Raw genomic sequence first — 18,825 nt, forward strand, 5'->3', positions numbered from 1 at the left:
CGTCAAACGGATTTGCCCGCCACGAAGGTCTGCCGCACCCGGGCCCGCAGCAGCGCGTCTGGTGCTTCGACGAACGGATCGACGTCCAGCACTACGAAATCCGCGGCCAGGCCCGGCGCGAGCTGGCCGGTCAACCCGTCCCACCGGCACGCATACGCGGCGTCCCGGGTGCCGTGGGCGAGGGCTTCGGCCAGGGGCAGGGCGTATTCCGGCAGGTTGGGTTCCAGGTCAGGGTTCAGCGCGGACCGGCGGGTCGTCGCGATGTACATGTTCGGCAGCGGCGGGTGCGGCGCGGTCGGGGCGTCGGAGCCGAACGCGAGGACGGCGCCCGCGGCGGTCAGTTCCGGCCACGGGAAGCCGCGCCGCACACGGTCGTCGCCCAGTTTCGCGCGCCAGTTTTCCTGGATCGCCGGGTCGGCGTGCACTGGCTGCATCGACGCGACGGCACCGAGTTTGGCCAGCCGCTTGACGTTCTCGGAGGTCACGGTCTCCAGGTGTTCGAGCCGATGCCGCCGGTCGCGCGGTCCGTTCACCTTGATCGCGTGCTCCAGCGCCGACAGTGCGATGTCCGACGCTTCGTCGCCGATGGCGTGCATCGCGACCTGCAGGCCCGCCGCGTCTGCCGCCGCGACGACCGGGGCCAGCGCGTCCGGCGGCCACAACGGCCCAGGGTGGCTGCCGTCGGCGAACGGCTTTTTCATGGCCGCAGTGCAAGTGTCGATGACTCCGTCGACCATCAGCTTGATCCCCGCCACTCGCAGCCACGGCCCGGACAGCCGCGCGCTCAACTCGGCCGCGCGCTCGACCTGACGGAGATCATCCCGGGTGTTTCCGGTGCGTTCGATCAGCCAGTGTCCGGCGACACGCAGCGGAAGCCGTCCGTCTTCGAGGGCCCGTTCCAGAGCGGCGAGATCGGCCTCGGTGAGCGCCATGTCGACAGCGGTTGTGACGCCGTCCGCGAGGTATTGCGCGAACGCGGACGCCAGCGCACGGTCCCGGTCGGCGTCGCTGGTCTGGTCGTCGAGGAAGTGCCGCATCAGTTGCAGCGCGGCGGTTTCGTACAGCATGCCGTCCGGCTCGCCGGTCTCGTCGCGGCCGATGTGCCCGTCGAGCGGGTCGGGCGTGTCGCGGTCGATGCCCAGCTCGCGCAGGGCGGCGCTGTTGACCCACGCGGAGTGGACGTCGTTCGCGGCAAGGTAGACCGGCCGGTCCGGGACCACCGCGTCGATCAGGTTCCGGTGCGGTGCCTGGCCGCCGAGTGCGTCGAAAAGCCAGCTGCGGCCTAGGATTCGCGGTGCCGCCGGATTGTCCGCTGCGGCGCGGGCGAGCCGGTGTTGGATGTCTTCGGGGGAAGTCGCGGAGAACAGGTCGACTTGCTCCAAGGCTTCGCCCATCGACACCAGATGCGTGTGCGCGTCGACGAAACCGGGCAGCACGAAGGCTCCGTCCAGTTCGACTACTTGAGCCTCGATCTGGTCGGCCTCCGCGGTGCTGCCTACGTATTCAATGGTTTCGCCACGCACGACCATGGATTCCGCCCAGCCGGACGCGCTCGCGGTGAAGATCCGGCCGCCGCGGTAGTGCACCGGGGTCATCGGGCCACCACCGTTTCCGCCGCCGCGAACGTCCGCCAGCCCGCCAGGCCGCCAGGGTGTTCGGGTTGCCCGCGTGCACCCGCACGGTCCGGGCGGCTGGTTCGAGCAGGACCGTGGCCAGGGTCGCCCAGCGGTCGCCGAACGCGGCGTCCGGTTCCGGGACGCAGCACAGCTTCGGTTCGCCGGGGCCGGAGCGGAGGAAGGCGACGAGGTCGACGGCATGGGCGGGCGTCGGATAGTCCCGAAGCCGGGTGGTCATCAGGGCGTGCCGCAGCTGGGAGTCCGGCTCGAACAGGCCGCGTTTCTCGCGGGCGGCGGTGTCAGGATCGAGAAAGTGGTTGGTGTGCAACAGAAAACCTGCTTCCGGGTCGAGGGTGGTCACTCCGGCCGGGCTCAGCTCGGCGCAGACCGCTGTGTCGGGATCGAGCAGTGTGAAAGCTCCGGACGTGCGGATCGGTGCTGTTCGCAGCAGGTCGAGCGCTTCGGCGGTGCTGCCTGCCTCGGCGAGCACGGCTGCGGCCAAGACGTGGACCGGGACACCGGCGGCGGAATCGTCCTGGTGGCCGAGGATATTGAAGAACAGGCCGAGACCTGCGCTGTTGACGCCGATCTTGCCGAGGATGCCGTGTTCGGTGATCCCGGCGAAGGCGTACCGCGTGCCGCGTACTTCCTGCGTGTGCCAGCAGTCCGAAAGTTCGGTGTGCCAGTCCCAGGTTTGGATTCCGAACGGCGAGCTGGTGCCGGGAACACGCACGAGGGTTGAGCATTCCGGCCGGGTGCGCGGTTCGGCGGAGATGATTTCCGTGCGTCCGTTGAGCGCTGCCGCTTGCCACAGCTCGATCGCGGCACCTGCGGCGATGCCCGCGATTTCGTCGGCGTAGCGGCTCCGCCAAGCGTCGACGTTGTCCAGCAACCGGAGTGCGTCGGTCCGGATCTGCTGCTCGGGAATGCCGAGGGTGTCGAACCAGCGCAGATACAGCTCCAGCGTGTCGGCGAGGCCAGCGCGCAGCTGGGCGCCGCGCGAAACGCCGCGGGCGTGCGGGTCGGGGTCGTTGACGAGCAGGTGCATTCTGTTCCTTGCGATCGAGGTCAGGCGGCGGCGCGGGGGCGGCCGGCGAGCAAGTAGATCGCGGCGGCGATCAGCATTCCCGCTGGCAGCGAGAAGTCGATCCCGCCGGCCGCGCGCGCCACGAATCCGGTGTACATGCCGGGAACGGAGAGACAGAACGCGGACGCGGTCGCGCCGAGGACGAGGGCGGCGATTCCAGGCCAGTGCACGCCGCCGACGTACCAGAACGGGCCGCCGCGGCGTTCGTCGGCGAGCGCGTGGCCGTCGTAGCGGTTGCGGCGCAGCAGAAGGTCGGTCACGTAGATCGCCATCATCGGCCCGAGCACGACGACCATCAGCTGCATCAGGTCGTTGACTGCCTTGAGGAAATCCGACACGAGCAAGGCGTACAGGGTGAGCAGCACCCCGGCGGTGCCGTCGAGCAGCACGCTGCGGGAACGGCGCAGCCGGACGCCGATCGCCTGCAGTGCGAGGCCGGAGCTGTAGACGGTCATCGCGTTGTTGGCGATCGCGCCGAGGATCACCGCGACCAGGAAGATCGGGGTGAACCAGGACGGCAGAACGGATTCCAGCGCGGTTTGCGGGTCGCTCATGTCCAAAGTGGTCGCGGCGAACGCGCCGAGCGCGGTGAACGCGACGCTCGGCAGGAAGGCTCCGGCGGCGGTCCACGCGGCGACGGCGAACGGTTTGGTGTCGCGCGGAAGGTAGCGCGCGAAGTCCGCGCTGGTGTTGTAGGACAACGCGGCGGACGCGACCAGGGCCACGCCGCCGGCCAGCGCCGCCCACAGCGCGGCCCCGTGCAGCGGCGTCGCGGGCTGGTAGCTCCACGCGGTGTGCCGGATCAGGAATCCGCCCAGCACCAGGAAAACCGCGGTCGTCACGATGGCGAGCGGCAGGTAGAGCCGCACGATCACGGAGTGGCCGTAGACGCTGATCACTAGCGTCGCGGCGGCGATCGCGACGATCACGAGGACCTTGCCCAGGGTGTTCAGTTCGATGCCGAGCCGCGCGCACAGGCTGAACGCGGTCACCGAGGCCGCCGACCAGCTCAACGCCACGTAGCAGACCGAAACGAGCCAGCCGTTCAGCCCGATCACGAAGCGGTTGCCGCGCGTGCCGAACATCGCCCGCATGATGACCTCGCTCGGCGCGCCCGCCGCCGGGCCGCTGACCGCGACGAGACCGACCAGCGCCCAGCACAGGTTGCCCACGACGATCACCGCGAGCGCTTGCGGCAGGCTCAATCCGCTGAGCACCAGCGCGCCGCCGACGACCAGGCTGAGGTAGCTGACGTTGGGCGCGGCCCACACCCCGAACAGGTCGCGGGCCCGGCCGTGCCGCTCGTCGTCGCCGATGACGTCGATGCCGTGGGCTTCCACCCGGGGACCGCGCCCGGAGCGGGCGGGCGGCGGCGCGGACGTGCCGGGCGGCGCGGGCGGGGTGGCGGGAGCGGTCATGGCGAACCTCCGGACCGGGGAATCGACCCGGGTCACGGTAAGGACCCAAATCGATTTGGGCAATGGCCGGGCCGGAGCGGTTTCCAAAACGATTTGGCCGAGGTTAGGCTGCTGCGCCATGGCCGGGAAGAGAACGCGGGCGACCATCAAGGACGTCGCCCGCCGCGCCGGGGTTTCGCCGACCACGGTGTCGCACGCCTTCAGCGGGAACGGGACTGTCGCGGCCGAGACCGCGGAGCGGGTGCGGGAGGCGGCGCGCGAGCTGGGCTACCGGCCGGACACGGTTGCCCGTGGGCTGCGGTCCAGCAGGCTCGGGGTGCTCGGGCTGGTGGTGCGGCCGCTCGACCCGCTGGACACCGCGTTCCTGGAAGGCGTCGACTACTTCCTGCGGTTCGCCGGGTCGGCCGCGCTGGCCGCGGTGGAACGCGGGTACGGCCTGATGCTGGTGCCGGACCCGACGCGCGCCGACGCGCCCGCGGTCGGGCTCGCCTGCGACGGGTTCCTGATCACCGAACCGGTCGAGAACGATCCGCTGATCACGATGCTGACCCGCGAGTGCGTGCCGTTCCTCGGCGTCGGGCGGGACCCGGCGCGGCCCGCGTCGCCGGACTACCTCGACCTCGGCACCGGGCGGATCGTCGCCGAGGTGCTCGACCACCTGGCCGCGGCGGGCGGGTCGCGGGTCGCGGCGGTGCTGGGCACCGATCGCAACGAGTGGAACCTGGACGCCGAAAGGGCTTACCTGGACTGGGTTCGCGCTCGCGGGCAGCGGCCGCTGGCGGTGCGCCGCGCGGAGGTCGCCGGGGAAGCGGGCGGACGCGAGGCGGGGGAGGAACTGTTCGGGCTGGCCGAGCCGCCGGACGCGGTGTACTGCCAGACCGGGCGGCACGCCGCCGGGGTGCTGGCCGCCGCGCGGGCGCGGGGACTGGCGGTGCCCGGCGACGTGCGCATCGCCTGCGGCGCGGATTCCGATTCCGAGCACACCCGGTCGTCCGTCCCGCCGATCACATCCGTCGACCTCCGGCCGGTGCGGCTGGCCCGCATCGCGGTCGCGGTGCTCGCCGACCGGGTCGAAGGGATCGAGCCGCCTGTCCCCGGGCCGGCGGAGTACGAGCTGATAGTGCGCGGGTCGACCCGGGGATAAGCGGATGTTTTCGTTCCGGGTCAGGCGTGCGGGACCGCTCCGACGCGCGATTCGCGCGGCCGCAATCCCGAGAGCGCCCCGCTGAGCGCGAGCCGGCCGGGGCCGGTGAACGCGAGCAGCAGCAGCGCCCAGCAGAACATCGCGGCCGCTTCGCCGCCGTTCTCGATGGGGAAAAGCCCTTGCGACACATGGACGGAGAAGTAGGCGTACGCCATCGACCCGGACCCGATCAGCGCGGCGACCCGGGTGGCGACGCCGAGCAGGACGAGACCGCCCGCGACGAGCTGGATGAGCGCGGCCCACCACCCCGGCCACGAGCCCGCCTGTGCCGCGCCGTGCGCGCCGAGCACTCCGAACAGCGATTTCACGCCGTGGCAGGCGAAAAGGAACCCGACGACGATGCGGAACAAACCGAGCGCGTAATCCTGTGCCGCGTCCAGCCGGTGCATGATGCCTCCACATAGGACGACTCGGGCGGACGGCCGTTCGGACATCGCCACCGTCCGCAGAGTGGTCCAGACCTTTCCTGGACCGGTGTCAGGTATACCGGTGACCGGAGTCTCGGCGATACCTGCGAAAGTCAGGTTTCGCCTGATCCGCGGGCTGTGGTAACGGCTGGGGAAGGGGGTGGCGTCCGGTTCGGGGAACCGGCGGGTCCGTTGGGGGGAACGGGGTTTCCGGCGTCTGCCGGGGAGCCGCGCCGGAAGGGACGCGGGCGCGGATTCCGTGGCGGGCAACGTGGTACGGGTTCCGGGCCGGGCTCGGGGCTGTGGGGAGCGGCGAATGGCTGGGACCTCGCTGATGCCTCCGCGACGCAGCGGGCGGAACTCGAGGACGCGGCCGCGAAGCGGAACGCGTCGAGATCCGGCGAGCACGCACCGCCGTCAGTGTTTCGAACCCGCGACCATGGCCGACGACGGGATTCGTGGCCCCGCAGCGAATCGAGGTGTCATTTCCGGTCGATGTCCGCGTAGAAGGAGCGGAGGGCGGCCGCGAGCCGGTCGGGGGCCTCCATCGCTACGTAGTGGCCGATCCGCTCGATGTGCACGGCGGTCACGCTGCTGGCGACCTGCCGCAGCGTTGCGGGTGTGAAGTTCGCCGAGCGGCCTGCCACCGCGAGTACGGGCATGTCCAGTTTGCGGGCCGCGAGCGCGCGGAGTTCTTCGCCCTCGGAGAGCAGCGACCGGTACAGGCCCGCGGCGCCCGCGAACGCGTCGGGCCGGGCGTAGGAGCGGACGAGTTCGTCGATGTCGGTGTCGGTGAACGCGTCGGGGTTCGCGGCGAGCGAGGGGATCGCGTAGTCGGCGAGGAACTCGCGCTCGCGTCCGGCGAGGAGCATCTCCGGGATGCCGGGGGCGGCGAGAACGCCGATGTGCCAGGCGCCGCCGTGGGCGACATCGGCGAGCGCTTCGGCGCCGAATCCCGGGAGCCCGGTCTCGATTCCGGTGTAGCTGCGGACGAGGTCCGGGCGGGTCGCGGCGACCCGGAACGTCGTGGGGCCGCTGATGTCCTGGCCGGTGAGGTGGACGGGTCCGACGTCCAGGCGGGCGATCAGGTCGCCGAGGTCTTTCGCCGCGGTCGCGCTGTCGTGCTCGGGCGTGGCGGCGGCGGAGTCGCCGAATCCGCGAAGGTCCGCGGCGAACACCCGGTGGTGCTCGCTGAGCAGGGGGATCAGCTTGCGAAACACCCACCAGGTCTCCGGAAAGCCGTGCACCAGCAGCACGGGAGACCCGGCGGTGCCGGCGGCGACGTAGTGCAATTCGGTGCCGTTGAGGCTGATTCGGTGGTGGTCGACACCGGGGATGGTGGCGGCGAGGCGGTTCATCGGGACCCCTTCGAGTCGATAGACAAGTAACTTGTCGAACCCTAGAGGATGGACAAGTAACTTGTCTACATGGAGGGGCCTCGTATGATCGGCCGCATGGCGCAGTCCAGCGGTGCCGAGCTCGCGCTTCTGCTGCTCGGCGGATTCCACTCCATGGTCGACGAGGTGAACGCGGAGCTCGCGAAGCGCGGCCACGAAGGCGTCCGCCCCGTGCACGAGTTCGCCTTGCGCGCCGTGGACGCGGGCGCGGACACTGCCTCAGAACTCGGCCGTCGGCTGTCGGTCACCAAACAGGCGGCCGCGCAGACCATCGCCGCACTGGAGGACTTCGGCTACGTCGACCGTGAGCCCGACCCGAGCGACGCACGCCGCAAGCGGGTGCGGGTCACCCCGCGAGGCCACGAGCTGATGGCCATCGGCGGCGCCCTGTTCGACGACGTGCGCGGCCGCTGGGCGACCCGAATCGGACCCGCGCAGCTCGAGACCCTGGAAGCACAGCTGGCCCAGCTCACTGAGCGGCGCTCGTTCACTGCCGACGATTTGCGGGACTGACGGGCAGGCGCCGCCAGTTCGAAATGACTCGTTGACGACTTGGCCTAGAGGCAGGCCTCAGGAGAGGCTGGGGTCAGGTACGCGGCGGCCAGCCGGATTCCAGCAGTGCGAACACCGACGCCAGCGCCGCGGCGGGATCCGGCGCGGTACCAGTGAGATCCGGGATTTCCAGCACGAACCGTGCCAGAGCCCGGACCGCTGGATCGTCCGGCGACAGGCCACTCTCGTCGGCCAGTGCCGTGGTCAGGTCGGGTTCGCAGGAATGCCACAGCCGCCGCGCGTATTCGCGCAGGGCGGGCGTGTGCACGATCAGGTCGCGTTTCGGGGCGTGTTCCGGCGGGATGTCCGTCGAGTACGGGCCGCGGGCGGCGAAGAATCGGTGCAGGGCCGCGAGAATCGGCTCGTCCCGGTCGCGGACCGCGGCGACGATCCCGGCGCGGCGTTCGGAACCGTTGTCGAAGATCAGGGCGTCTTTGCCGTCCGGGACATGGGCGAAGAGGGTCGCGACGGAGATGTCGGCCTCCTCGGCGATCTGTGCGACGGTCACCCCGTCGTAGCCGTGCTTCAAGAACAGCCGCAGCGCGACCTCGTCCAGCTTGCGCCGGGTTTCGAGCTTGCGGCGTTCGCGCCGCCCGGTGTTGACCACGACCCCCACTGTACCTAAATCTGAAGTGGGTTTAAAGTTGGAATCACTTCAGGTTTAGGAGGGTGTCATGGCGGTGCTGGTGACCGGGGGCAATGCCGGGATCGGCTACTTCGTCGCGGAGCAGCTGGCCGAGGCGGGGGTAGAGGTGGTGCTCAGCAGCCGGGACGCGGCGAAAGCGGGGGTTGCGCTGAAGGTCCTTCGCGAGCGGGTGCCGGGGGCGCGGGTGTCGTGGGCGCGGCTGGACCTTGCCGACTTGGCCTCGGTGAAGGGGATCGAGGTCGGGGAGCTCGAGGCGGTCGTGCTGAACGCGGGCGTGTATCTCGACGGGCCCGAGCGGCGGGAGACCAAGGACGGGCACGAGATGACGTTCGGGGTCAATCACCTCGGGCACTTCGCGCTGACTGCGGCGCTTCAGGACCGGTTGAAGCCGGGCGCGAGGATTGTGACGACGGGGAGCTTCGCGGCGAAATCGGCGAAGCTCGATTTCGAGGATCTGCAGAGCACCCGTGACTACGAGCCGAAAACTGCGTATGAACGGTCGAAGCTCGCGCAGACCCTGTTCGCGCTGGAGTTGGATCGGCGGCTGAGGGCGGCGGGCAGCAGCAGGCTGAGTGTTGTCGCGCATCCTGGCGGAGCGCTGGACAGCCTGACTCCGGACCGGCCGCCGCTGCATGTGCGCAGCACGAAACAAAAGCTGAGCCTCGCGCGAATCGCCTTGCAGGGCAAGGACGGCGGTGCGCGACCAGCGGTGCGGGCGGCGGTCGGTCCGGATGTCCACAGTGGTCAGATCTGGGGGCCGCGCGTGTTCGGTCTCAAAGGACGGCCCCGGCCGGAGCCGGTGCGAGGGCCGTATGCGGACGCTGAAGCCGCCGCCCGGTTGTGGGCGGCGAGCGTGGAACTGACCGGGGTCGAGCCGTCGATCAGCTGACGTCGATCAGCACCTTTCCAGTGACGCCCTTTTCCGACGCCTCGTGCGCGCGAGCGGTTTCCGCCAGCGGGAACCGGTGGACGGGCAGGCCGTGATCGGGGCCGAGCCGGAGTCCGCCGTCGACCAGGGCGGCGTTCAGGTCTTCCGCGCCGGCGCGCAGCCGGTCGAATCCGACGGTGTAGAGCACCAGGAACTGGTAGCGGCTGTTGAGGAAAACGTTCTGTCCGAAGTCGACAGTCACGGTTCCGTTGCCGCGGTCGTCGCCGTAGGCCGCGACCACGCCGCGCGGGCGGAGTACCGCGGCGTGCAGGGGAGCGTTCACGCCGACGGCGACCTCCACGATCACGTCGACCCCGTCCGGCGCGATTTCCCGGATCGCCGCGGCGACGTCCCCTTCGGTGTACCGCACGACATGCTGCGCACCGGCGGCGCGCGCGAGGGCCGCCTTGTCCTCGGTGCTGACGGTGGCGATCACGGTCGCTCCGGCCCAGCGCGCCAGCTGGATCGCGGCGTTGCCGACCGCGCCCGCGCCGCCGCTGACCAGAACAGTCTTGCCCGCCAACGCATTCGGTGCCAGCCGCTGCGGTCCGTCCTCCGCGACAGTGAGCGCGCGGTGCGCGGTGAGCGCTGGGATCGCGAAAGCGGCGCCCTCGTCGAAACCGACTCCGTCGGGGAGCGGGACGAGCCGGTCCGCCGGAAGCACGGTGTACTCCTGCGCGGTCCCGGACGTCGGCGAGTGCGCGGCGGCCAGCAGCAGCCACACCCGGTCGCCCGCGGAGAATCCGTCCACCCCGGCGCCGATCGCGTCCACGACGCCGGCCCCGTCCTGGTTGGGCACGGACAACTCCGCCTCGGTACCGAAACGGGAGCCGGAGCGCGCCTTCCAGTCGGTCGGGTTCACCGCGGACACGGCGATCCGCACGCGCACCTCGCCCGGCCCCGGCTCCGGCACGGCGAGTTCGGACAACGTCAGCACTTCCGGGCCGCCGAACTGGCGGTAGGTCACAGCTTTCACCCTCGGTGCAATTCACCGGCGGGCGCGGCTATTCCCGCCGCGTTCGTCAGCGTCCGCTGAGCCGCGCGACCACCGGGGCGAAATCCTCGAGGAAAGCGCCGTTCACGCTGTAATACGACACCCCGAGTTCCTCGCGCCGCCGCTGCAGTTCCTCGGCCATCGCGGCCGGTCCGCCGCGCAGCAGGGTGAGCGAATCGTGTTCGACCAGGGTCTCGATGTCGTGCCCGATGAAGCCGCGGATCCACGGCGGGATTTCCTCGCCGACCACGAAAATGTTCATCGCCAGCTCGACCTCCCGGCCGTCGGCCGCGCCGCGGATCTCGGCGGCGTACTCCGCGGTCTCCGCCCGGCTCGCGAGGATGCTGTGGGCGAGGGTGACGACATCCGCGCGTTCACCCGCCAGCCGGCGCGCTTTCGGCCCGCCCGCGGCGACCATGACCGGCGTGTGCGCGTCTCCGTCGAGTCGGCGCAGGTGCGAGATCGTGTCCGACACCTGGGCCAGCCGCTCCGGGCCGGTACCGTACGGCAGGCCCAGCTCAGCGGCGGCTTCGCGCATCGGCGGGATGCCGGTGCCGATGCCCATCTCGAACCGGCGGTCGGTGAGCACGCTGAGGCTGTGCGCCTCCCAGGCGGCCGCGCGCGGGGTGCGCAGCGGGCTGGCGAAAACGAACGTCCCGACCCGCAGTTCGGTCGTCACCGCCGCCGCGACGGCCAGCGCCGCGGTCGGGGTCGGGAGATGCAGGTTGTCCGGCGACAACAGGGTCGAATATCCGAGGTCTTCGGCGCGCCGTGCGGTTTCCCGCCATTTCGCTCCGCCCTCTTGCGGCGCCGCGACAACCCCGAACCGAAAAGTTTTTCCCGCCATGGCACCAGAAAACCACGGCTGCCGCACTCGCGCCAGCAAATGCGGCAGCCGGGCGGGTCAGCCGCGCTGGTACTGCTCCCAGGTCAGCTTCGGGTTGACCGCGGGGCCGTCGTCCTTGCCGTGGTTGGCGAGGCCGTTCTGCCCGAGGTAATAGGCTCCGACCTGGTGCTGCGCGCCCGAGGACAGGTCGGGATCGTTCACCGCGACCGCGTGGATGTGGTAGCCCCAGTCGCCCTGCGAGGGCGTGCGCACCCAGGCCGCGAACCCGACTTTCCGGAGATCCTTGGCGAATGCGGTGCGGGTCGCCGAGGACATGTCCGCCACCGAGACGTCAAAAGCGCCGCCGCCGTCGTGCGTTCCGGCCGACGCGCCGACGCCGCCCGGGTTGTACGACCCCTGGGTGAGGCCGACGTCCTTGCCGAACAGCTTCTCCGCCGCCTGAAGCATCGCCTTGGTGCGCGTGTTCAGCGTGACGCCGTGATAGGTCACGTGGCTGCCCGCGGCCACCGCATTGGACACGCTGTACTGGCCGGCTCCGAGCTTCTCCAGCGACGTCTTGCCGGGCAGGCCGGACGCGTCGATTCCGGTGTAGCCCAGCGACTTCTGGTACTTCGAGTAGGCGTCGATCGTCGTGGTGCCGAAGTAGCCGTCGACGTACTTGGCGTCCAGCAGTCCCTTGGCCTGCAACGCCTTCTCGACCAGCAGGACGCTGTCGTGTGCGCCCGGCGTCTGGGTGCTGTCGGCGCGCTGCGGGTCGATCTGGGCCGCGAGCAGCACGGCTTCCATGTTCGCCGCCGGCAGTGCCGCGGCTATGCCCGGAGCGGCGACGGCGACCGTGGCCGCCGCCGCGGCCCCGGCGGTGAGCACTGCGAGTTTCCTGAGCATCCGTGTCCTCCCGGTCCTGGTCGGTCCGGGCCGAGCATCGCCGAGCGGGATACACGGGACGTACAAATGCGGCTTGACCTCACTCCAGCCACTCGGTGACGAACCGGTCGTTCTCGTGGATGTGCACGGCCTCGTACGGCTCGGGCCCGAGCGAAACGAACTTGTGCGGCGTGTCCGGCGGGGCGATGAGCACGTCCCCGGCGACGCCTTCGCGCTGCTCGGCGCCGATGGTGAACAACGCGCGGCCGCGCTGGATGACGAAGGTTTCGCGGTAGGGATGCCGGTGGAGGCGCGGTCCGGTGCCGGGCTCGGTGGCGTACTCGCGGATGACGGAGACGCTGGAGCCGACTTCGTAGCCCTCGACGTCCCGGGTTGCGGGTTCAGTCATGTCCGTGAACGTTAGCCGCAGGAGCGGTGGCTGGGGCGAAATCGGCGGGGTCCCGGTCAGGCGATGGTGCCGTTGGCTCGGGCGCGCCAGAGTGCCGTTCGCGCCTCGCGGGTGTCGAGTCGCGTCAGCCCGGCGACTGCCCAGTCGCGGAGCATTTCATCCTGGCTGTTGAGCTGGGCGGCGAGTACCGGCAGCGCTTCGGCGGATTCAGCCAGTCCGATCAGTTCGAGCAGCCAGCTGCGCAGTCCGCGGTCGGCTTGCTCGTTCTCGAACTCCTCGATCAACGCGGGCAGGTACTCGGCGGCTCGGTCGCGCAGCAAGCCGAAGCCGTCCTCGGCGCGTTGCGGATCTCGGCTGCGCATCATGCGCATCGCTGCTTCGAAGCCGTTCGCCATGGCGTCGAGCCTATCGAGAAATCGGAGGTGTCAGAGTTTCAAACCGAGCCACGCGGCGTAGCTCGTCAGCGTCTCCGATTGCCGCCGTGCGGAACGGACGAGCGACGAGACTGTTTCGCGGGTCATCGGGTGCCTCCGGGCTTGACCCGGCGCGACCATGCGTGCGCGTTGCAGCTGTTTCAGCGCTTTCTCCGGTTGATTCAACCAACGGTACGAGCGGGCCATGTCCAGATGGTGATGCCCGATCCGGGTGGGAAGCCAGCCGGTCGGGATCCGCAGCGCCCGGCCGGCTTCGACAGCCAGGCTGTGCTCCCCGAGGGCGCCGAAGGTCACCACGCGGTGGACTTGAACGTTTGCGGGTCCGAAGCCGAACCAGAAGGTTTCCGGCTCTTCCCCCGTCAGCGCGGCGATCCGGGCTGCTTCCTCGAGGTGACCCGTCATGGCGTCGCGGTCCCCGGTGCGAGCTGAGATCACCGACGCGCCGAGACGCAGCTGTCCTCGAGCCACCAGCGCTCCCGGAGCGTCCTCCGCGCCGTCCAGGAGCGCTGCGCCTGCGTTGTTCAACCGCCAACACGCCGCATAGTCCTCGTCGCGCAGGTATGCGGTCACCCGCAGGTATTCCCGGGCAGCGCGGAGGCCGGGCGCGCGACCTCCGGCCTGCCGCGCGGCCCAATCCATTTTGCCGAGCGCGTTCACGGACAGTGTGTTGTCTCCGACGGCGATCCCCGCCGAATGGCCGCAGCGAGTCGTCAGTGCGAGGAGCGCCCATGCGTCATGCCGGTCTTGCCCGGCACAGCTCTCGGCGGCGATGTGCAACTCGGCGACGAGGGAGGGCAGCAGCGCGATCATCGGCTCGTACTGCGCGGCCTGCGCGAGCCGGTTGAGATACCGGACATCGGCCTGAAGCACAGCGAGCGGGCGCGGCGCGATAGCCGAGTCCGGCTGGAGATCGAGCAGGTCCAACGCGGCACGGACAGGCGACAGCCGGGTGGCGAGTTCGTCGTCCTCGTGCCGCCACTCGAATCTGTTCCAGGCCAGCCTCTCGACGCGGACTCCGAGGGAGTCGGCGACCCGTCCGAGGAACTCGGGTGCGGGGATTTCCTCCCCGCGTTCCACCTTCGAGAGCATGCTCGTGCTGTAGCTGATCCTGCGTGCCAGAGCATGCTGCGTCAGGCCGGCCAGCTTCCGGGCCGCAGCGATCCGCCCACCGATTCCAGGGTCCACGAGAGCATCGTTCCGCAATTTCCCGATTCCTGGCGAGTGCTCTATTCGGGTTGTCATTTTATTGTCACTTCCCGGAGCGGGCGTGTCGTAACGTCGCGGCCGAGTGCAGGAAAGACGTCAGGGGCGATGACCTTGTGCCGTCTTGAAGCAGAGGGGAAGCAACATGACTGTCGCAGTAGGCGAACTCACCGGCAAGGGTCTTGTCACGGAAGCACTGTTCGCTCGTCTCGTCGCCCGGATCGCGAAAGAGAACACCTGGCCGTGCGAATATGCAGCGCGCGTCATGGATCAGGCGCTGGCTTTCCTCGCAGCCTGCGCGCGGACTTCCCGGCCGTTGGCTCCGAGCGAAATTGTCGATATCGGGTGGCACGCGTTCGTCCTTTATACCCGTGAATACGCGGATTTCTGCGAGCGGATCTCGGGAGGATTCATCCATCACGTACCTGATGACGAGGCCGAGGGCGGAGATGCGGCCCTCGCCGAGAAGGCGGATCGCACGACGTCCGCGATTCAGGCGGCAGGTTTCGCCGTGGATCCTGAGCTGTGGTTTACTTCGGCTGCCAAGTGCGCGAAGTGCTCACAGTGCAAGAACGGGTGCACCGACGATCCGCCGCCGTCGGCGTCGTGCTGACGCGAAGGGAAGGCAATGTCCAGCCGAGCCTGGGAGGACATTCCTGCCCCGGTGCGGCGGGCGGTCGAGAAGGAAACGGGAAAGGTTTCAAGCTCCGTTTCCCCGTCCGACGGACGGAACTCGGACTTCCTGGCGACGCTTCACTCCGAGCGGGGACGCTTCTTCGTCAAGGGGGTCCTGGCGGGTTCCCGCCGGGAGCGGATGCAGCGGATCGAGGCCAAGTCGAACCCGGTCCTGCCGCATTCTGTCGCTCCGCGCCTGCTCTGGGAAGCCGAGGCGGACGGATGGTCCTTGCTGGGCTTCGAACACGTCGCGGGACGGCATGCGAACCTCGAGCCGGGCTCGCCCGATCTCCCGCTGGTCGCGGACACCGCGGTGACGATGGCGCCAGCGCTGGCGCACTGTTCGCTCGACCTCCCGTCCGCCGCCGAGCAGTGGGCTTGGTCGAGCCCGTGGCGCCGGCTGTCGAAGCAGCCCGACGGCAAACTGGGCCTTTGGGATCGGCGGCATCTGGACGAACTCGTGGAGCGGGAGCGCCAAGGGATCGACTGGGTGCGCGGCGACAGCCTTGTGCACGGCGACCTTCATCCGCTGAACATCCTGGTAGCCGACCGGGCTCGGGTCGTCGACTGGGCCTGGTCGAGCCTCGGCGCGCCTTGGCTCGACGCGACGTCGCTGGTCCTGCGGCTCGTCGCGGACGGTCACACTCCGGAGCAGGCCGAGGAGTGGGCTCGGCGGATTCCGGCCTACCGCGACGCCCCGGACCGGGGAATCACCGCCTTCTCCGTCCTCGTCCTGGGCATGTGGACGTATCGAGGCGCTTTCCCCCGGCTGACCGAGGTCGCGCGGCGCTACGTCCGGCATCGCCTGGCCCGGTGACCGCCTTCCGGGCAACCTGTCGGATGTCTGTCCGCCCAAAACCGGCCAGATCTCTGTCATTCGGTTGACCTCCCGGCCCGCCAGCCGGAAAGGTCGGACAACACGAGGTCTGGGAGGCAGCGTGCGGTACTCAGTCGTGGCAGCGTTGGTGACGGCGGCGGTCGTCGGAGCGGGAACGGTCGCGGCGGCCGCGCCGCAGACCCCGCTCGTGAGCGACCCGGCGGCGTACGTCGATCCGCTCGTCGGCACCGGGCGCGGCGGGACTTCGGTCGGCGAGATCAACAACTTCCCGGGGCCGGCCGCGCCGTTCGGGATGATGCAGTTTTCGCCGGACACCGACGGGTCCTACGCCGGCTACCAGTACCACAGCGACAAGATCCGCGGCTTCAGCCTCGACCACGCGTCGGTCGGCTGCAACGCGTTCGGCGACGTTCCGATCCTGCCGGTCACCGGCGACGTCGGGGCCAAGCCGTGGGATCGCGTCGAACGGTTCACGCACGACGGCGAGCAGGCGGAACCCGGCTATTACGCGGTCGCTTTTCCCGATTCCGGCGTGCGTACCGAGTTGACGGCGACCACGCGCACGGGGCTGGCGGCGTTCACCTTCCCGGCGGGGCAGAACGCGCAGGTGCTCGTGAAGGGCGGCGCGAGTCTCGCGGGCAACTCCGCGGCCGGGCTCAGGATCACCGGCGACCGCGAGGTCAGCGGGCAGGCGACGACCGGCCACTTCTGCGGGAAATCGAACAAGTACACCGTCTACTACGACATCACCTTCGACCGTCCGTTCACCGCGCACGGCACCTGGGACGGCAAAACAGTCCAGCCGGGCAGCGACCAGGTCGACGCGCCGAAAGCCGGGGCGTACCTGACCTTCGGCGACGCGGGCACGGTGCACGCGAAGGTGTCGATGTCCTATGTGGACGTTCAAGGTGCGAAGAAGAACATGGAGCCCGGCTGGGACTTCTCCGCGATGCGCCAGAAGACGAAAGACGCCTGGCGCGACGCGCTCGGCCGGATTCGCGTGGCGGGCAAGGATTCCGCGCAGCTCAAGACGTTCTACACCGCCCTTTACCACAGCCTGATGCACCCGAACACGTTCAACGACGTCGACGGCCGCTACATCGGCTTCGACAACCAGATCCGTACCCTCCCGGCCGGGCACTCGCAGTATGCCAACTTCTCCGACTGGGACACCTACCGTTCGCTCGCGCCCTTGCACGGCATGCTGTTCCCGAAGGAAGCCAGCGACATGGCGCAGTCGCTGACCAACGACGCGGTCCAGGGCGGCTGGTGGCCGCGCTGGCCGATGGCCAACGGCTACACCGGGCAGATGACCGGCGACAGTTCGGTCGCGCTGCTGTCCAGCCTCTACGCCTTCGGCGCGCGCGACTTCGACGTCAAGACCGCGCTGAAGTACCTGGTCAAGGGCGCGACGTCGGTGGACGAGACGCCGGGCGTGTACCAGGAACGCCGGGGGATCGCGGACTACCTCGCCCGCGGCTACCTGCCGAACAACGACGCCTCCCGCGGCGACCACGCGCGCGTCGGGGCCTCGATCACGCTGGAATGGGCGATCGACGACTTCGCCATCGCGCAGTTCGCGGGCGCGATCGGCGACCGCGGCGTCGCCCGCGACTTCGCCAAACGCGGGCAGAACTGGCAGCACCTGTTCAACCCGGCCACCGGCTATCTCCAGCCGCGCGGCCAGGACGGCCGTTTCCCGGACGGCCCGGCGTACCAGCCGCCCGCGCCCGGCACCTTCGGCCAGGACGGTTTCGACGAGGGCAACGCCGCGCAGTACACCTGGCTCGTGCCGCAGGACACGGCCGGGCTGGTGACCGCGATGGGCGGCCCGGCGGCGGTGTCCGCGCGGCTCGACACGTTCTTCCAGAAGCTCAACGTCGGGCCGAACGAGCCGTACATGTGGGCGGGCAACGAGCCCGACTTCGGCGTGCCGTGGCTGTACAACCACGTCGGCCAGCCGTGGAAGACGCAGGAAGTCGTGCGCCGGATCGCGACCACGCTGTTCAGCGCGACGCCGGACGGCGAACCCGGCAACGACGACCTCGGCGCGCAATCGTCGTGGTACGTCTGGGCCGCGCTCGGGCTCTACCCGTCGACTCCGGGCACGCCGGATCTCACCGTGCACAGCCCGCTGTTCGAGCGCGCGGTGCTGACCCTGCCGGGCGGTCGCACCCTCGACATCCGCGCGCCGGGTGCGTCGACGACCACGCAGTACGTCCACGGCCTGGCCTTGAACGGGCACCGGTGGGATCGGACGTCGCTGCCGCAGGACCTCGCGCGGGGCGGCGGGCGGCTCGACTTCGCGCTGTCCGCGCAGCCGGACCGGAACTGGGCCGCGAACACGCAGCCACCGTCCTATCGGGACGGTGAGGAGCCGTACGTCGCCTCGGTGGGCAACCAGGTCGCCGTCGAACCGGGCGGTTCCGGCACCGTCGCGGTGAACGGCCAGCGGCTCGGCGGGCACCTGCGCTCGCTGAACATCACGACGTCGGCGCCGGCCGGGATCACAGTGTCCGGCCCGCGCTCGGTGTGGCTCGACGACCGCACCGGAAGCGGGAAAACGGATCTGACCGTTGCGGTCGCGGCGGGAACTCGCGCGGGTTACTACGAAGTGCCCGTGACGTTGCGCGGGGCGGGACATTCGGTTTCTTCCTCGATAATTGTGGTGGTCGCGCCGAAGGGAAGCCTGGCCGGAGCCTTCGGCAATGCCGGAATTTCCGATGACGGCGACGGCGGTTCAGCGAATTTCGACGGCGCCGGAAACAGCTATTCACGAAAAGCGCTCGCCGACGCCGGTCTCGCTCCGGGTTCGACCGGACACGCAGCGGGTACGACCTTTGTCTGGCCCGCCGCGCCGTCCGGCCGTCCGGACAACGCGGCGGCCTCCGGGCAGAAGCTTGAGCTAGGTGGAACTTCGGCCAGCCGCCTGCTTTTCGTCGGTTCGGCGACGAACGGAGACCATCGCGGGAGCGCGACCGTCGCGTTCACCGACGGCACGACCGCGACCGCCGATCTATCGTTCGGTGACTGGGTGTTGCCGGGCGGAAATACCGAACCAGTGTTCGGCAATACGCTCGTGGCCCGCACCGCGCACCGGAATCAGCCCGGCGGCCAGGGAATCGGCGCCTCGGTTTACGCCACGTCGCCGCTGGAAATCCCGGCCGGCAAGAAGATCGCGACGGTGACTTTCCCGGCCGATCCGGACCTCCACGTTTTCGCCCTCGGCCTGGGGTGAGTTTGTCAAGCCGGATTCCCAGGGTGTGATCTGTTCGCGGGTTCCGGAATTTCTCGGCCGTCTTCTTC

General features: G+C 69.7%; 18 protein-coding genes. 6 read left to right on the forward strand and 12 right to left on the reverse strand.

Translation table 11 applies throughout. The features are described from left to right. Positions 1-2: 2 nt before the first annotated feature. The 3 genes from ACFORO_RS06570 to ACFORO_RS06580 are packed head-to-tail and all read right to left on the reverse strand — an operon-like array spanning position 3 to position 4,121. Positions 3-1,595 (reverse strand): amidohydrolase, encoded by a 1,593-nt coding sequence (locus ACFORO_RS06570; RefSeq protein WP_377870455.1) that lies wholly within the window; start codon positions 1,593-1,595, stop codon positions 3-5. After that, entirely contained in the window at positions 1,504-2,664 is a 1,161-nt protein-coding gene (locus ACFORO_RS06575; protein WP_377870456.1) for a C45 family autoproteolytic acyltransferase/hydolase, read from the reverse strand. The genes ACFORO_RS06570 and ACFORO_RS06575 overlap by 92 nt, the downstream gene beginning before the upstream one ends. 20 nt (positions 2,665-2,684) lie before the next feature. Next, a complete protein-coding gene (locus ACFORO_RS06580; protein WP_377870457.1) occupies positions 2,685-4,121 on the reverse strand; it encodes a purine-cytosine permease family protein in 1,437 nt (478 codons plus the stop codon). 118 nt (positions 4,122-4,239) lie between these two features. On the opposite strand from ACFORO_RS06580, the gene ACFORO_RS06585 reads away from it, so the two are divergent. Continuing rightward, positions 4,240-5,265 (forward strand): LacI family DNA-binding transcriptional regulator, encoded by a 1,026-nt coding sequence (locus ACFORO_RS06585; RefSeq protein ID WP_377870458.1) that lies wholly within the window; start codon positions 4,240-4,242, stop codon positions 5,263-5,265. Positions 5,266-5,285: 20 nt separating this feature from the next. Here ACFORO_RS06585 and ACFORO_RS06590 read toward each other — a convergent pair whose 3' ends face one another. Together ACFORO_RS06590 and ACFORO_RS06595 are read right to left on the reverse strand one after the other, a co-directional pair. Further along, on the reverse strand, positions 5,286-5,714 hold the full coding sequence (locus ACFORO_RS06590; protein WP_377870459.1) for a DoxX family protein: 429 nt from the start codon (positions 5,712-5,714) through the stop codon (positions 5,286-5,288). Between the two features lie 500 nt (positions 5,715-6,214). Beyond that, positions 6,215-7,090 (reverse strand): alpha/beta fold hydrolase, encoded by an 876-nt coding sequence (locus ACFORO_RS06595; RefSeq protein ID WP_377870460.1) that lies wholly within the window; start codon positions 7,088-7,090, stop codon positions 6,215-6,217. A gap of 96 nt (positions 7,091-7,186) precedes the next feature. Here ACFORO_RS06595 and ACFORO_RS06600 point away from each other — a divergent pair, with 96 nt between their 5' ends. Continuing rightward, on the forward strand, positions 7,187-7,642 hold the full coding sequence (locus ACFORO_RS06600; protein ID WP_377870461.1) for a MarR family winged helix-turn-helix transcriptional regulator: 456 nt from the start codon (positions 7,187-7,189) through the stop codon (positions 7,640-7,642). A 73-nt stretch (positions 7,643-7,715) separates the two neighbouring features. On the opposite strand, the gene ACFORO_RS06605 is transcribed toward ACFORO_RS06600, so the two are convergent. Further along, positions 7,716-8,288: a TetR/AcrR family transcriptional regulator gene (locus ACFORO_RS06605; protein ID WP_377870462.1), complete on the reverse strand. Its 573-nt coding sequence runs from the start codon at positions 8,286-8,288 to the stop codon at positions 7,716-7,718. 67 nt (positions 8,289-8,355) lie between these two features. Here ACFORO_RS06605 and ACFORO_RS06610 point away from each other — a divergent pair, with 67 nt between their 5' ends. After that, complete coding sequence (locus ACFORO_RS06610) at positions 8,356-9,216, forward strand: SDR family NAD(P)-dependent oxidoreductase (RefSeq protein ID WP_377870463.1); 861 nt, start codon at positions 8,356-8,358, stop codon at positions 9,214-9,216. On the opposite strand, the gene ACFORO_RS06615 is transcribed toward ACFORO_RS06610, so the two are convergent. The 6 genes from ACFORO_RS06615 to ACFORO_RS06640 form a co-directional block, all read right to left on the reverse strand. Further along, complete coding sequence (locus tag ACFORO_RS06615) at positions 9,209-10,231, reverse strand: NADPH:quinone reductase (protein ID WP_377870464.1); 1,023 nt, start codon at positions 10,229-10,231, stop codon at positions 9,209-9,211. The genes ACFORO_RS06610 and ACFORO_RS06615 overlap by 8 nt on opposite strands. A gap of 46 nt (positions 10,232-10,277) precedes the next feature. Next, positions 10,278-11,096, reverse strand: coding sequence for an LLM class flavin-dependent oxidoreductase (locus tag ACFORO_RS06620; protein ID WP_377870465.1), 819 nt, complete (start codon positions 11,094-11,096; stop codon positions 10,278-10,280). A 57-nt stretch (positions 11,097-11,153) separates the two neighbouring features. Further along, positions 11,154-11,981 carry a peptidoglycan-binding protein gene (locus ACFORO_RS06625; protein ID WP_377870466.1) on the reverse strand — a complete coding sequence of 276 codons (828 nt, stop codon included), beginning with the start codon at positions 11,979-11,981 and terminating at the stop codon, positions 11,154-11,156. A 79-nt stretch (positions 11,982-12,060) separates the two neighbouring features. Further along, positions 12,061-12,369 carry a cupin domain-containing protein gene (locus ACFORO_RS06630; protein WP_377870467.1) on the reverse strand — a complete coding sequence of 103 codons (309 nt, stop codon included), beginning with the start codon at positions 12,367-12,369 and terminating at the stop codon, positions 12,061-12,063. Positions 12,370-12,425: 56 nt separating this feature from the next. Continuing rightward, the gene (locus tag ACFORO_RS06635) at positions 12,426-12,764 is read right to left on the reverse strand and encodes a hypothetical protein (protein ID WP_377870468.1); all 339 of its coding nucleotides are present in this window, start codon (positions 12,762-12,764) and stop codon (positions 12,426-12,428) included. 30 nt (positions 12,765-12,794) lie between these two features. After that, on the reverse strand, positions 12,795-14,045 hold the full coding sequence (locus tag ACFORO_RS06640) for a helix-turn-helix domain-containing protein (protein ID WP_377870469.1): 1,251 nt from the start codon (positions 14,043-14,045) through the stop codon (positions 12,795-12,797). A gap of 106 nt (positions 14,046-14,151) precedes the next feature. Here ACFORO_RS06640 and ACFORO_RS06645 point away from each other — a divergent pair, with 106 nt between their 5' ends. The 3 genes from ACFORO_RS06645 to ACFORO_RS06655 all read left to right on the forward strand — a co-directional run bounded on the left by ACFORO_RS06645 (position 14,152) and on the right by ACFORO_RS06655 (position 18,757). After that, a complete protein-coding gene (locus ACFORO_RS06645) occupies positions 14,152-14,619 on the forward strand; it encodes a glycine-rich domain-containing protein (RefSeq protein ID WP_377870470.1) in 468 nt (155 codons plus the stop codon). Positions 14,620-14,634: 15 nt separating this feature from the next. Then, complete coding sequence (locus ACFORO_RS06650; RefSeq protein WP_377870471.1) at positions 14,635-15,498, forward strand: phosphotransferase; 864 nt, start codon at positions 14,635-14,637, stop codon at positions 15,496-15,498. A 121-nt stretch (positions 15,499-15,619) separates the two neighbouring features. Next, positions 15,620-18,757: a GH92 family glycosyl hydrolase gene (locus ACFORO_RS06655; RefSeq protein WP_377870472.1), complete on the forward strand. Its 3,138-nt coding sequence runs from the start codon at positions 15,620-15,622 to the stop codon at positions 18,755-18,757. Positions 18,758-18,825: the final 68 nt, after the last annotated feature.

The sequence above is a fragment of the Amycolatopsis halotolerans genome, from assembly GCF_042647905.1.
GTDB classification, from domain to species: Bacteria; Actinomycetota; Actinomycetes; order Mycobacteriales; family Pseudonocardiaceae; genus Amycolatopsis; species Amycolatopsis halotolerans.

Excerpts from the sequence above, each read along its gene's own strand:
- ACFORO_RS06620 (WP_377870465.1), bottom strand. The coding sequence starts at position 11,096 with ATGGCGGGAAAAACTTTTCGGTTCGGGGTTGTCGCGGCGCCGCAAGAG.
- ACFORO_RS06600 (WP_377870461.1), top strand. The coding sequence starts at position 7,187 with ATGGCGCAGTCCAGCGGTGCCGAGCTCGCGCTTCTGCTGCTCGGCGGA.
- ACFORO_RS06630 (WP_377870467.1), bottom strand. The coding sequence starts at position 12,369 with ATGACTGAACCCGCAACCCGGGACGTCGAGGGCTACGAAGTCGGCTCC.
- ACFORO_RS06610 (WP_377870463.1), top strand. The coding sequence starts at position 8,356 with ATGGCGGTGCTGGTGACCGGGGGCAATGCCGGGATCGGCTACTTCGTC.
- ACFORO_RS06595 (WP_377870460.1), bottom strand. The coding sequence starts at position 7,090 with ATGAACCGCCTCGCCGCCACCATCCCCGGTGTCGACCACCACCGAATC.
- ACFORO_RS06580 (WP_377870457.1), bottom strand. The coding sequence starts at position 4,121 with ATGACCGCTCCCGCCACCCCGCCCGCGCCGCCCGGCACGTCCGCGCCG.
- ACFORO_RS06575 (WP_377870456.1), bottom strand. The coding sequence starts at position 2,664 with ATGCACCTGCTCGTCAACGACCCCGACCCGCACGCCCGCGGCGTTTCG.
- ACFORO_RS06650 (WP_377870471.1), top strand. The coding sequence starts at position 14,635 with ATGTCCAGCCGAGCCTGGGAGGACATTCCTGCCCCGGTGCGGCGGGCG.
- ACFORO_RS06570 (WP_377870455.1), bottom strand. The coding sequence starts at position 1,595 with ATGACCCCGGTGCACTACCGCGGCGGCCGGATCTTCACCGCGAGCGCG.
- ACFORO_RS06625 (WP_377870466.1), bottom strand. The coding sequence starts at position 11,981 with ATGCTCAGGAAACTCGCAGTGCTCACCGCCGGGGCCGCGGCGGCGGCC.
- ACFORO_RS06645 (WP_377870470.1), top strand. The coding sequence starts at position 14,152 with ATGACTGTCGCAGTAGGCGAACTCACCGGCAAGGGTCTTGTCACGGAA.
- ACFORO_RS06585 (WP_377870458.1), top strand. The coding sequence starts at position 4,240 with ATGGCCGGGAAGAGAACGCGGGCGACCATCAAGGACGTCGCCCGCCGC.
- ACFORO_RS06590 (WP_377870459.1), bottom strand. The coding sequence starts at position 5,714 with ATGCACCGGCTGGACGCGGCACAGGATTACGCGCTCGGTTTGTTCCGC.
- ACFORO_RS06635 (WP_377870468.1), bottom strand. The coding sequence starts at position 12,764 with ATGGCGAACGGCTTCGAAGCAGCGATGCGCATGATGCGCAGCCGAGAT.
- ACFORO_RS06640 (WP_377870469.1), bottom strand. The coding sequence starts at position 14,045 with ATGACAACCCGAATAGAGCACTCGCCAGGAATCGGGAAATTGCGGAAC.